Genomic DNA, 12,501 nt, shown 5'->3' on the forward strand with positions numbered 1-12,501 from the left:
TCTAGTTGAATAATAAGATTGGTCCAGTGATGGCAAACAGCCGCTCCCTTACGAAAAGGGGCGGCTGTTTATTGTTGGGTACGAATATATAGTTCACAATGAGGAAAATACCGATTTTGGTTTAGCGAGCCGTTTCTGCTAATTGTTTTAATTCTTCGCCGAAAAATTTGGCAATTTCAAGCATGCCAAATGTTCCGGCGCGCGTTTCGGCTTCCGAGTTGTAGTTCGTATTCGTATTGACGTCATACGTAAAAATATCGCCGTTTCGGTCGCGGATAAACTCAATGCCAGCGATATGAATGTCATTGGCCCGCAAAAATTGCTCGTATTTCTCGATGATTGGATCCGCGAAGCCTTCAATAATTTCAAATTTCGGACGTGTCGTTGTTTCGCCAACCGGACAGAATAAATCACCGATTTGGCAAGCATCAGCTGGGCATAGTTCGAACCCTTGCGAAGTGTCGACCCTCACGGCGTACACAAATTTTCCGCCGACGAATTCACAACGGGTAATAAACGGCTCTGGAGCTTGTATATATTCCTGAACAAGCGTAATGCCGTCGACCGAGTCTTCAAAAGCGCCGCTTTCCACATATTGCTGAAGCGTCTCAATCGAGTGAAACAGCTGCACGCCGAGACCTTTTCCGGCGCGGTTATGTTTTGTGATAAAGGACGGGCATCCGAGCTGTTTCGCCGCTTCGACAATTTGCTTTTTGCCCACTGCAGCAATCGTTTTCGGTGTGCGAATGCCATGTGCATTTAATGCCATATATTGATTCACTTTGCTTACTTCTAAGCGAAGCGCCCGGCTTCCGTTGAACACTTTCCGTCCGTGGCGCTCGAGCCAAGCGAGCACCGCCTCCGTCAATTCCGGGGCGAAGCGATGGCCGCGAGTATGGGAAGAAGCGCTCATGCGATTATAAAATATTCCTTCCGGCGGCGCCTGCGTTAAATCGACAATCCCCTCGTCTAAAAACCATTCTTCATAAGGCAAGTTTAATTCTTCTAAGCGCTTTGTTAAATGAATGGTCCATTCGCTGTTTTCATGGATGATATAAATTTTGCTCAATTTTGGTTCCTCCTTCTGAAAAATTCCGCATCAAACAATCTATCTGTATGTAGATGTTGACCAAGGTTGAAGCTAATCGTCCCCGGTTTGCGGCTATGGATGACCTTCTTTTCATATATGCATAGTCATCTATATTTTCATGTTCCTCATACTAATCTAGCAAAATGAAGCGCTTTCTTCAATTTGTCACTAGCAAATTTTTTTCAAGAATAATTTTCGGTTCACCTTTTTCGTCGGTATACGTTCCAATGATATCGAAGCCATGCTTAATATTCAGGATCAGCATCGCCCGCCATTTATTTTTTGTTTTTGTTTGCACGATGCGGTAGCCGTGTTCTCGCAAATAGTTGTGTTGCATTTCCATTAGCTTGGACGCAATGCCTTGATGGCGGTACATCTCGTCGACGCCGCCGAGCCAGCTATAAAACTTTCTAGGATCAAACTCATAGCCCATCTTAAAGCCAACGATTTTTCCTTGATCGAGCGCGATGATCGTAAGCAAATTTGCCTTTGTTTTCATTCGTTCTATAAGTGAACTCGAATCTTGAAAAATGCGTTCATGCAGCTGTAAAATCCCTTCCATGATGTCATCGTTCGGTATGGCATGAATAATGCGAAATTCCAAAAAAATCAACCTCCTATATCGTCTACATTTTACTATAAATTCGTTATTTAGCATATCCGCCGAGAAGCCTCCCAACTCTAAACGAAACGAAGTGAGGTGCGAGAATTTCATGGACATATTGATCATATCCAATTATTGTGTATTACTGCAGTAAGAGAAATTCCATTAATGCTTGATTATTCCAACAATCTCCCTATAATTGTAAAAAATATGATAAAATCAATAAAAAGAGAGTAGTTATATAAGAAAGACCAGCGAGTCAGGGATAGTGGGAGCCGCCTGATGCGGATTATATAACGAAGCGTGCTCTGGCGATGCGTATCTGAACAGTAAGTAGGGTGTGCCGGGGGAAATGTAGTGTAGACGAAACATGGCTAGAAATAAGCTGAAGGTTGTTAAGATAGTAAAAATAAGCTAACTCTCTCTGTTTTTATTTGAATAGTTTGAAAAAAGGGTTACATTAATAAACTATTAGAATGGAGGAGGTATACCGATGACTTCTCGTTTACTCCCATTATTGAAAGAGGAAAAAATCATCGCGATCATTAGAGGAGTTTCACAAGATTCCATACAACCGATTGCCGAGGCTTTATGGTCAGGAGGAATTAAATTTTTAGAAATCACAATGAATACGGAAGGGGCGTTATCAGCCATTTCCCAGCTAAGAGAAACATATGAAAACCGTCTTTATATCGGCGCTGGAACGGTGTTAAATCTAGAGATGGCTAAAGAAGCTATACAGGCAGGAGCGCAATATATTATTTCTCCTAATCTAAATGAACAAGTTGTCACTTATTGTGTCGAGCAAGGGATCGACGTATGGCCTGGTACGATGACACCTTCAGAGATGTACAGGGCATACGAGCTAGGAGCAAGCGCTGTGAAAGTGTTCCCGATCGGGTCTTTAGGAGTGAACTATATTAAAGAGGTAAAAGCCCCTCTTCATTTCATTGAGATGATTGCAACAGGAGGAGTCAATACAGAAAATATAGTGCCAATATTAAACAATGGCGCCATTGCCGTCGGATTAGGAGGAAATTTAGTCGACAAACAGCTTGTGCAACAAAAAAACTACGATGAACTCACAAAGCGGGCAGGTATGTTTGTTGAGCTTGCTAAAGGGGTTGGCGGCTATGCAGCAAAACAATAACGTCGATGTAGTGACAATTGGGGAAAGTATGATTCTCTTTCAACCAATGGCAGACGGCTCCTTAAGGTACTCTCCTTTATTTACTAAATCGATGGCAGGGGCTGAATCGAATGTGGCTATTGGACTTACGCGGCTCGGTAAAAAAGTAAGATGGATCAGCCGTGTTGGCTGCGATCCGTTCGGCGACTTCATTGTGAGCACGCTTGCCGGGGAGGGAGTCGATGTCTCTTGCGTCATTCGTGATGAAAAGGCGCCGACCGCCATTTATTTTAAAGAATTTAAAGGCTATGGCGATCCAACGGTGTACTACTATAGAAAGTATTCAGCAGCAAGCAAATTTTCAGAAGAAGATATACAATCTGAGTGGTTTGCCAACGCTCGCCATTTGCATGTAACCGGAATTACGCCTGCACTAGGCGAGCGGACGGCGGATTTTATAAAAAAAGTGATGGAGCAAGCGAAAGCAAACGGATTAACCGTCTCATTTGACCCGAACTTACGCCGAAAGCTATGGAGCGAAGAGCAGGCGCGGCGCGTTTTATCGTCGCTGATCCCGTTGTGCGATATTTTTTTGCCTGGATTAGAAGAAGCAAAATTTTTAATTGGCGAGCAACCGATCGCAGAGTATGGAAGACAGTTTTTACAAATGGGGCCTCAACTTGTTGTAGTGAAGCTTGGACAAGAGGGGGCTATCGGCTTTTATCAAAATGAAGCGGTCCAAGCTCCTGCTTTTCGCCTTGATAAGGTTGTTGATACGATAGGAGCCGGAGATGCGTTTGCTGCCGGTTTGCTGTCTGCGTTGTTAGATGAAGGCGAACCGCTTAGTGCGCACGTTTTAAAAAAACGTTTGCCCCAAGCATTAAAGCAAGCCAATTTATTAGGCGCCCTAGCTACACAATTTAAAGGAGACTGGGAAGGGCTGCCTTCCATTCGTGAAGTGGAACAATATATAGAGGGACAGGAAATGATCAAAAGATAAAAAGAAACGGCGGAAGATGCGTAAAAATCTTCCGCTTTTATTTTTGTGAAGCAACAGCGAAGGAAAAAATCAACAATGAGGAAATAGCAACAAAATTATCGCTAAGGAATTGACTCTATCGTTACAGGAGGTTTTATGATGTGAGTAAGTTCATGAAGGAGGAAGATGGCTATGTTCAAAATAGGGGAATTTGCCAAGTTAAATAAAGTGTCGGTCCAAACTTTGCGCTATTATGATGAAATTGGCCTGTTAAAGCCGATCAAAGTGGATGCGCAGACAGGCTATCGTTTTTATTCAGCTCAACAAACGAAAAGGCTGCATCGGATTTTAGCGTTGAAAGAATTAGATTTTTCGTTAGACGACATTAAACATATTATTGACGATGATATCACGTCAAAAATTGTGATCGACATGTTAAACCGCAAAGCTTCGGAAATAAAGCAGAACATAACAAAGCAAACAGAAAAGCTGCTCCATTTAGAAACATTAATAAACAAATTGCAGAGAGAAACGGATAAGAGCGTATTAAACTACGATGTTTTAATCAAAAAATGCGATCCTATTCAAATCGTGTCTATAAAGGAAAAGGTCGAAGCGCTAGACAAGCAGCCTGAATTATGGAAAGAACTTATTGATTACTTGTTGCTTCACAAGGTCAAGCTAACGTTTCCGATTGCCATTTATCATTCATCGAGTGCGAATGAAGACACCATTGAATTGGAGGTGGCGTTTCCTATTGAGCACGATATACCGGAGACGGAAAGGATTCAAACAAGAATTTTAGAAGCGGTCGAGGAAATGGCGTGTGTCATTTACAAAGGGGATGATGAAGCGGAAAATGCCTATGCAGCGATTCAGCAGTGGATTGAAAAAAATGGCTATGCCATCGTCGGCCCAGTAAGAGAGTGGCATATTGAAGGGTATTTATCCACCTTAGATCCCAAACAGCATGTCACGGAAATCCAAATTCCTATTTCTAAATGATAATTGAGAAGTCCCTCATCTCTAAACCGAGTGTAGGTGGGGAAGGTTCATATTTGTAAAAAGCTTGTGTGTTTCCATCGGTTAGATTAGAGAGCGCGGAGGCTTTAACCGCGCTCTTCTATTTTTTTATCGCACCGGCTACATCGTAATCAAAAGGATCTAATTCGGTTGGTTGTCCAAGGACGAGTTTGGCGAGTTCACATCCTAAATAAGGGCCAGCTGTTAGCCCGGATGCCCCTAAGCCGTTGGCCACATAAATGCCGGTAAAGCCGGGAAGCGCTCCAAAGACAGGAAGGAACCCTGGGGTATAGGGGCGAAATCCGACTCTTGTTTCGACATGTGTGCACTCCGATAGCCCTGGTGCTACTGTTAAAGCTTTATTTAATACTTCATGCAATCCGCCTGCCGTCACCCGGCAGTCAAAGCCAACTTCATCTTCATGGGTCGCTCCGACAACGACCCGCCCCTCTGGAAAAGCAAGCAAGTATTGATTGTTAGGTGGCATCACGACCGGCCAGTGATCTGTATCTTGTTGCGGCCTTTCGAGATGGACAATTTGTGCCCGTTGCGGCGTGACCAAAAATTCGATGCCGAGCGGCAACAGCAGTTCTTTAGACCACGCACCCGCTGTTGCGATGACCGCATCCGCTGTATAGCGCATTCCGGCGACTTCAACACCTGTGACGTGTGAACTTTCGTGAACGAGTTGAGCATTACCCTTTATATAGACGGCTCCTAGCTTCTGGGCTACCCGAATTAAAGAATCGCGCAGGGCTCTTCCGTTAACGCGCGCTGCTCCGCTTACATAGATGGAGCTGTATTCCTCTGCTAGCGGCGGGAATAGCGCTTTTGTTTTTTCTGGTGACAGCCGGATGATGTCTCCCATTTCCGGTGCTTCCTCCCGTCGCTGTCGCGCACGTTCCTCGATCTTTGCGAGCTTTTCTTCATCCATATGAAGGCAGATCGCCCCTACTCGTTCATAGCCTGTTTCCGTTTCTCCATATGATTGCAGTTCTTCGATGAGAGAAGGATAAAATTTTGCGCCGCCTTTTGCTAAGCGGTACCAAATTTTGTTGCGGCGCTGGGATACCCACGGGCACACAATGCCTGCCGCCGCATCGGTGGCTTGCCCTTTATCCCCTCTGTCGATAAGCGTAACCGCCGCTCCTTCCTTTGCCAAGTGATACGCAGTTGATGCGCCTAAAATGCCGGCACCAATGACGATGTATGAGTTCATAACTAACACCTTTTTCTACTTGTATTTGCCATGAATAGCATACCATATATGGAGCAGTTTCCGCACAATCGCTTAAATAGTTGGTGGTTTTTAGAAGGATTTTTCTAGGAAAAGAAGAATGAAAAAGAGATTTTACATAAAGGGGGAGCTGTATGTCGAACATGCGCTTATTGAGCGAGGAAGATTATGAGGAGGCTTTTCGTTTATCGGAATATGCTTTTCAATATAAGCTAACGGAACAACAAAAAGAAATTCGAAAACAATGGATGAACAGACAAGAGATATTAGGAGATTTTGAAAATGGTCAGCTTGCCGCCAAAGCACATCTTCTTCCTTTCACCGTTTTTATTCATGGACAAGAGTTCCGCATGAGCGGCGTGGCGGGAGTGGCGACGTGGCCAGAGTATCGGCGAAAAGGAAAAGTGGCTAATTTGTTGAAAGCATCGTTAGAGCGAATGAAAGAAAAGGGGGAATGGCTGTCATTTTTGTACCCGTTTCAATTCCATTTTTACCGGAAGTTCGGCTGGGAGTTGTTTGCTTCTTACAAAAAATTAACGATTGAAAACCGCCATCTAATACCATTGCAACCGTTTGCGAAGGGAAGAATAGAGCGCATATTGCCCGAGCACGTTCCTCAAAAGCTGCAGCCGATGTACGAGTCATATATTCGGCGCTATAATGGCGGTTTAAAACGTTGGCCTTTTTGGTGGGAGCATTTTGTTGTAAAACAAGAAACGCACGCGGTTGCCTATAGGGATGAACAAAACGAACTAGCAGGTTATTTGCTGTATGAAATAAAGGATCGCTATATGAAAGTAAATGAAATGGTCGCTCTTCATGAGGAGGCGACAAGGGGGTTGTGGAATTTTATTTGCCAGCACGACTCGATGGCCGATCGAGTGACGGTTGAAACATCAATAGATGATCCGCTTCCCTATCTACTTCAAGAACCGAGAATTACCCAAGAAATCGTTCCGTATTTTATGGCAAGGATTGTCGATTTAGAAAATTTCTTAAAAGCATATCCATTTGCTGAGCTTGCGGGAACGCTCTTTTTGCACGTGCACGATGCGTTTGCTGAATGGAATTCAGGAATTTATCAAATCAGCGAAAATGGAATAACTGTATTTCGCAAAGAAAAAGAACATACTTCTTGTATGCACCCGCCAAAACGCGGGCTTCAGCTCGATATTAATACGGCGGCCGCGCTATTGTTAGGATACGAACGGCCGCTTACATTTTACAAAATCGGGAAATTAAAAGGAAGCGAAAAAGAAGTTGAACAGCTTGAGAGGATGATTCCGGCAGGAACGACGTTTATAGCCGATTTCTTTTAACGTATCCCCCGAGAAGTCTCCCACCTCTAAGCGAAGTGTAGGTGGGAGAGGTTCATCAGTGTTGACTCGTATTGAACCTATCGGCGTTTTTCAGAGAGCCATTAGAATAGCAGGCATAAAACGTGGAATAGTATCATTGAAGGAGGGAGTGAAATGTCGAAAGAAGAATTGCATTATGGCGGCGATTATCGATTGATTCCGGCCACTTCGATTGCGAGCGGAATCGGCGTCGATGTGTTGCCGGATTTATATTGCTATACGATTCAAATTGTCAATATTTGTTTTGTTGGTAGACCGGCAACGGGTGAATTCGTCCTCATTGATGCCGGAATGCCGAAAACAGCCGATGACATCATCGCTGTTTCTGAAAAGCGATTTGGCGCCCATAGCCGTCCAAAAGCAATTGTCTTAACGCACGGTCATTTTGACCATGTGGGGGCGATTATTGAACTTGTGCAACATTGGGATGTTCCCGTTTATGCCCATGAAGCAGAACTGCCTTATTTAACAGGAAAAGAGCGCTATCCAGAGCCTGATCCATCAGTGGAAGGGGGATTGATAGCGAAAATATCGCCACTTTTCCCGAACGAACCGATTGACTTAGGACATCATGTTCGACCGTTGCCGAGCGATGGCACCATTCCGGAATTGCCGGATTTTCGCTGGATTCATACTCCTGGGCATGCTCCTGGTCACGTGTCATTATTTCGTGAAAGCGACCGCGCGCTGATCGCGGGGGATGCATTTGTCACCGTCCGCCAAGATTCGCTTTATAAAGTGTTTACGCAACAAACGGAGATTACCGGCCCGCCGCGCTATTATACCGTTGACTGGGATGCGGCAAGAGAATCTGTCAGGAAGCTAGCCGCTCTCCGTCCATCGGTTGCAATCACCGGCCACGGGGCCCCTGTATCAGGGGAAGAGCTAGAAAAAGGGTTAGAAAAGCTCGCTCGAGATTTTGACAGAATCGCACTTCCTGACTATGGTAAATATGTACATTGATGAAATGAAAACAGGATTCGTGCTATAGTGACGAATCCTGTTTTTCTGCGGCGCAAGAGGGTTTTGTGCCGGAATATTTTTAGAAGTGAGGAACGAAAAACGGAATTCAGCCTCTAAGCCGAATTCCGTTTCGGCAAGTTATTGAGCGTTGCTTCCTTGTGGTTGGATGCCGCTTGCTTGCAACGCTTGTTGCGCTGCTTGCAGGTCTACGCGCAATTGTTCTTGAACATTGGTTGGATGGTAGTATCCTTTATTGATCATATATTGGCTAATTTGTTCATGAAATTGAATGGCATCGTTTAAATGTTGTTTGAGGGTGTTGCGCACTTCTGGTGTAGCTGCTTCTGTAATAGCCATTGCATAGTTTTTAATGCCGTTTTTTGCGCCAATTAAAAGGTCAGTTGCGATTATTTGATCATTTAATGTTTGTGAAGTAGTTGCTGTTGTTTGCATTGTGTATCACCTCGTTTCATTTTTAAGATAGAAGGGTTTGCAAATCACGGATGTGTTGTTGAGTTTTTTGAATATCTTGACGGATTAATGATTGGAGCTGTTGATCTGTAGCCATCGCTTGCATGGCTGTATTTTTCGCAAGGCATACATTTTTAAATGCAAGAAGTTCATGAAGTTCTAATGTTTCATGTGTTCCAGTTGCTCGCATTGTCTTTCACCACCTTCCGAACAGTAGTGTATACAACGCATGAATATGTATGAATGTAATTTTTTAACATATTGGCCAAGAAGCCTTTCACCTCGAAACGAAGTGTAGATGGGAGAGGGGCATTAAATCATCACATTATTTCAGCGAAAATCACTGGACTGGATCGTCACGGATGCAAGCGCCAAAGAAAACTGAAAAAGTATTTGGCGAAGCTGTTTTATATGCCCCAAATACACCTGTGCCTATACGAAATAACGCCGAAATATTAAAGGTACCGACAAAGCATGTAGACAAAGAGCAAATTCGGTTAGCGTTTGCACATCGAGGCTTTCCTGACGGCTATAAAGTGCCAAGTCTCACACGAGTTGCTTGGATTGCGCCATACCTTTACGACGGAAGCGGCGATCGATTACTTACTCTCAATCACATCACCTCAATAAATTTGGGAAGAGTTTACTCGAAAAAGAAAGTTCCCTCCTGTCCAAAATAATGGCAGGGAGGGACTCGCATGAACGAAACTTGTTTTTACTGTCAGTCTGAATGTAATGAACAAGTGCATTATGTTTCTTTTTATACATCCAATGAAGAGCAAGAGAAAGCATTATGTGCTGAATGTTACCAAGAATGGCTTCAAGGCATAAAAGGATAGAAAAACGCCGCATCTTGCTATTGCATAGATGCGGCGTTTTCTGTGAGCGGTGGAACTTTGACAATGGTGTTTAGGTCGCTTTGTTCGTCATAGGAACGGTATACAATTGGTTCAGCATGACTAGGGATTACAGAGATGAACAAAATATGCTCCTCTCTAGCGGTTTTTTTCGTTTCCATTGAAAGTGTAACGTGATTCAAGCGAAGCGAATAAAAGCGATACGTCAATCCAAGCCATGTTTGCTTCTTGATCGTAGTGTCAGGATGGCTGCGAATAAAGCTTGCGATATCGTAAAACGACCGGTTTTCTTGCTCCAACCAATCCGTAAAGGCGTGCGCCGCCTGTTTAATTAATTCTTTCCAAGATTCTAGCATCGGACTCACCTTGTTTTATTTTTATTTATACGTAGTATAGCCCTGGGGGACGACGAGATATACTAAAATACATCGGTATGTAAATAAATGGATTTTATTTTCGGTTGTCCTGCCCATTATTATCTTTTTATGTCATTCGTTTGTCACACAGTCGTTTTCGTGGTTATTCGCATCATTTACCGGAGGAGGGGAGATGATCGTTATATAAATCCACATATAATTGCCCATCCGTTCCAACCACACCGTAAAAGACTTGATCAACCGTTAATGTTCTTTTAGACAATTGTTGTTCAATCCAGTTTTTGTTGTATTGTAACGTTAAATTTTGATCAAGAATTTTCCCGTCCATGATGACTTCTACAGGAACACTAGCCTGTTGGTGATGGGATTGGTCTAGGTCGCTTTTCACCGTATTTTGATATGGTTTTTTCTTTAAAACCGATAAGTTGCCGCTAACCTCCAATAGTGCATATTCCACCTCTTTGATATCAAATATCCCTAATTCACGAAGTTGCCGATTTAAATCGTCTAACGAATATCTTAATTTTTTCATATTTGCTTCTAATATGTGCCCTTTATCAATAATGACTGTAGGTTGTCCGGACAGCCATTTTCGAAGGGTTCTATTCTTAAAGGAGATTAAAGAAACTAAGTAATACACAAGACAGAGGGTTAAAAAAGAAATGAGCATGGACAAAAAATTTATATTTACATCAAATCCCATATTGGCTACAAATGAGCCTAAAGTGATGGATAAAGCGAAGCTAAAGTAGTTTTTGTGGGAGTTTACTTGCTTTCCGATGAAGAAGGTGATAAGCATTAGCAAAACGAAAGATATAACTGTCCTAACCGCAGAGTGTAGAATGTCTTCCATATGGTGTTCTCCTTCAAGCCGTACTAATTATCACATTTATTTTTTTACTAAATAAGGAGAATTATACTGTTGCAACATTGGGCTTGGACATTGGATTTTTCATTGAGATAAGGATAAAAAGACTACTGGTGCAAACTGACAGCTTTTTCGTTATCCGGAGCCATAAAAGAAGACTGAACAACACCGTTTTTAGAAAATAAAAACAGGGTGTTATTCAGTCAGGGAGAGAAAAAATGATGCAGACTTTTTATGAAATTTTATATTGAATGTCTTTCCTTTTTCGTGACTACACCGACCGCCTCTCAACTAGACGAACGGGCAATTTCTCCGCTTGTCCTGCCATAGTTCCGGTGATTAAACAATTGTGTACCATTTGAAAAGCTCTTTGTCCCATCAGCAAAAGCGGCAAATCAATCGTCGTGATACTAAGCGCTTCGGAAATTGGATGATTGTCAAAGCTTACTAGGGCAAGATCGTCCGGCGCGTTTAACCCTTTGCTTTGCCCCCATAATACTATTCCAGCAGCTACTTGATCGCTTGAGACAAGCAGCGCTGTTGGTCTTTCCTTCATAGAGCACAGTGCGTTAACCACCCGTTTTCCGTCATCAATGTCCAGACAATGATCGAATATCCAGTCTTCCCTTGGAGTTTCATCGATTTTGCGCAGAGCATCGCTGTAAGCAGCATGGCGGTTTTGGCTATTGATCCCTGTCGTTCTCCCAATGCAGTACCCGATTTTTCGATGCCCTTTTCCGATTAAATAGTTCATCCCAAGCAAAAACGCTTCATAGTGATCGATATAAACGGATAGCACGTCATCATTTTTGGCATCCTCACATAATACAATCGGGCCATCTTCTTTATACATTTCGAGTGTTTCCCAGTTGATAGTGCGCGAACAAATAATAAGCCCATCGACTTGTTTCATTCGCAACATTTCCAGTGCTTCAAGCTCTTTTTGTACATCGTAATTTGTTTGAAATAGAAGAAGATGGTATCCGCAACGAAGCGCTTCCTCCGAAATGCCTTCGACAATCGCACTGAAGTATGGGTGATTGACATAAGGCAGCATGACACCAACAATGTATGTTCTTCCTTTAGCTAGATGAACAGCATTAATATTTTTAGTATAGTTTAGTTTTTCAACGGCTTCCCATACGGCTTTTCGCTTTTCCTCTTTTACATACGGATAATCATTTAATACACGCGATACGGTAGCGACAGAAACTCCCGCTAACTTAGCAATTTCCCGAATGTTCGCCATCATTCCGCCTTCTTTCTAAAAAACTATTGCATTGAAACGCATTTCATAAATTATTGTCATTTTAACAATAGCATAAAGGAGTGATTCGTGATGATAGGATTTTTATTCTACATTGTTTTATGCACGGTGGAATTAGCGGGGGCGTATTTTGCTGTAAAAGCGGCGCCGCAACAAAAACAGGAGCCTGACGACCCGTTTGAAAATTTTTTCTGTAATTGAATAACTACATTTGTTTTTTCGAGCGTTCCCAGCCTTTGTGGGAACGTTTCTTATAGGAACCTTGCCCATTTACAATC

General features: G+C 43.0%; 16 protein-coding genes. 8 read left to right on the plus strand and 8 right to left on the minus strand.

What is annotated here, in order from left to right:
• Window positions 1-121 precede the first annotated feature (121 nt).
• Window positions 122-1,069 carry a RimK family alpha-L-glutamate ligase gene (locus N667_RS0111235; RefSeq protein WP_027409665.1) on the minus strand — a complete coding sequence of 316 codons (948 nt, stop codon included), beginning with the start codon at window positions 1,067-1,069 and terminating at the stop codon, window positions 122-124.
• Window positions 1,070-1,247: 178 nt separating this feature from the next.
• Window positions 1,248-1,694: a GNAT family N-acetyltransferase gene (locus tag N667_RS0111240; protein WP_027409666.1), complete on the minus strand. Its 447-nt coding sequence runs from the start codon at window positions 1,692-1,694 to the stop codon at window positions 1,248-1,250.
• 493 nt (window positions 1,695-2,187) lie between these two features.
• On the opposite strand from N667_RS0111240, the gene N667_RS0111245 reads away from it, so the two are divergent.
• From N667_RS0111245 to N667_RS0111255, 3 genes are all read left to right on the plus strand, one after another.
• Entirely contained in the window at window positions 2,188-2,844 is a 657-nt protein-coding gene (locus tag N667_RS0111245) for a bifunctional 4-hydroxy-2-oxoglutarate aldolase/2-dehydro-3-deoxy-phosphogluconate aldolase (RefSeq protein ID WP_027409667.1), read from the plus strand.
• On the plus strand, window positions 2,828-3,823 hold the full coding sequence (locus N667_RS0111250; RefSeq protein ID WP_035098796.1) for a sugar kinase: 996 nt from the start codon (window positions 2,828-2,830) through the stop codon (window positions 3,821-3,823). The genes N667_RS0111245 and N667_RS0111250 overlap by 17 nt, the downstream gene beginning before the upstream one ends.
• A gap of 171 nt (window positions 3,824-3,994) precedes the next feature.
• Window positions 3,995-4,807 carry a MerR family transcriptional regulator gene (locus tag N667_RS0111255; RefSeq protein WP_027409669.1) on the plus strand — a complete coding sequence of 271 codons (813 nt, stop codon included), beginning with the start codon at window positions 3,995-3,997 and terminating at the stop codon, window positions 4,805-4,807.
• 118 nt (window positions 4,808-4,925) lie between these two features.
• Here N667_RS0111255 and N667_RS0111260 read toward each other — a convergent pair whose 3' ends face one another.
• Complete coding sequence (locus N667_RS0111260; RefSeq protein WP_027409670.1) at window positions 4,926-6,044, minus strand: NAD(P)/FAD-dependent oxidoreductase; 1,119 nt, start codon at window positions 6,042-6,044, stop codon at window positions 4,926-4,928.
• Window positions 6,045-6,196: 152 nt separating this feature from the next.
• Between N667_RS0111260 and eis the strand changes: the two genes are divergently transcribed.
• Together eis and N667_RS0111270 are read left to right on the plus strand one after the other, a co-directional pair.
• A complete protein-coding gene (eis, locus tag N667_RS0111265) occupies window positions 6,197-7,381 on the plus strand; it encodes an enhanced intracellular survival protein Eis (RefSeq protein ID WP_051530035.1) in 1,185 nt (394 codons plus the stop codon).
• 153 nt (window positions 7,382-7,534) lie between these two features.
• Complete coding sequence (locus N667_RS0111270; RefSeq protein ID WP_027409672.1) at window positions 7,535-8,383, plus strand: MBL fold metallo-hydrolase; 849 nt, start codon at window positions 7,535-7,537, stop codon at window positions 8,381-8,383.
• Between the two features lie 138 nt (window positions 8,384-8,521).
• On the opposite strand, the gene N667_RS0111275 is transcribed toward N667_RS0111270, so the two are convergent.
• Together N667_RS0111275 and N667_RS0111280 are read right to left on the minus strand one after the other, a co-directional pair.
• Complete coding sequence (locus tag N667_RS0111275) at window positions 8,522-8,836, minus strand: spore coat protein (protein ID WP_027409673.1); 315 nt, start codon at window positions 8,834-8,836, stop codon at window positions 8,522-8,524.
• A gap of 22 nt (window positions 8,837-8,858) precedes the next feature.
• Window positions 8,859-9,044 (minus strand): hypothetical protein, encoded by a 186-nt coding sequence (locus N667_RS0111280; protein WP_027409674.1) that lies wholly within the window; start codon window positions 9,042-9,044, stop codon window positions 8,859-8,861.
• A gap of 172 nt (window positions 9,045-9,216) precedes the next feature.
• Between N667_RS0111280 and N667_RS0111285 the strand changes: the two genes are divergently transcribed.
• Both N667_RS0111285 and N667_RS20030 read left to right on the plus strand, forming a co-directional pair.
• On the plus strand, window positions 9,217-9,534 hold the full coding sequence (locus tag N667_RS0111285; RefSeq protein ID WP_027409675.1) for a hypothetical protein: 318 nt from the start codon (window positions 9,217-9,219) through the stop codon (window positions 9,532-9,534).
• An 18-nt stretch (window positions 9,535-9,552) separates the two neighbouring features.
• Window positions 9,553-9,693, plus strand: coding sequence for a hypothetical protein (locus N667_RS20030; RefSeq protein ID WP_198020542.1), 141 nt, complete (start codon window positions 9,553-9,555; stop codon window positions 9,691-9,693).
• A gap of 17 nt (window positions 9,694-9,710) precedes the next feature.
• Here N667_RS20030 and N667_RS0111295 read toward each other — a convergent pair whose 3' ends face one another.
• From N667_RS0111295 to N667_RS0111305, 3 genes are all read right to left on the minus strand, one after another.
• Window positions 9,711-10,067 (minus strand): hypothetical protein, encoded by a 357-nt coding sequence (locus N667_RS0111295; protein ID WP_027409676.1) that lies wholly within the window; start codon window positions 10,065-10,067, stop codon window positions 9,711-9,713.
• A gap of 172 nt (window positions 10,068-10,239) precedes the next feature.
• Window positions 10,240-10,941: a DUF421 domain-containing protein gene (locus N667_RS0111300; RefSeq protein ID WP_027409677.1), complete on the minus strand. Its 702-nt coding sequence runs from the start codon at window positions 10,939-10,941 to the stop codon at window positions 10,240-10,242.
• A 286-nt stretch (window positions 10,942-11,227) separates the two neighbouring features.
• The gene (locus N667_RS0111305) at window positions 11,228-12,205 is read right to left on the minus strand and encodes a LacI family DNA-binding transcriptional regulator (RefSeq protein WP_027409678.1); all 978 of its coding nucleotides are present in this window, start codon (window positions 12,203-12,205) and stop codon (window positions 11,228-11,230) included.
• 90 nt (window positions 12,206-12,295) lie between these two features.
• Here N667_RS0111305 and N667_RS20335 point away from each other — a divergent pair, with 90 nt between their 5' ends.
• Window positions 12,296-12,424, plus strand: a complete 129-nt coding sequence (locus N667_RS20335; protein ID WP_269528353.1) for a hypothetical protein — start codon at window positions 12,296-12,298, stop codon at window positions 12,422-12,424.
• The last annotated feature ends 77 nt before the right edge of the window (window positions 12,425-12,501 follow it).

It is taken from the genome of Anoxybacillus tepidamans PS2 (genome assembly GCF_000620165.1).
Lineage (GTDB): Bacteria > Bacillota > Bacilli > Bacillales > Anoxybacillaceae > Anoxybacteroides > Anoxybacteroides tepidamans_A.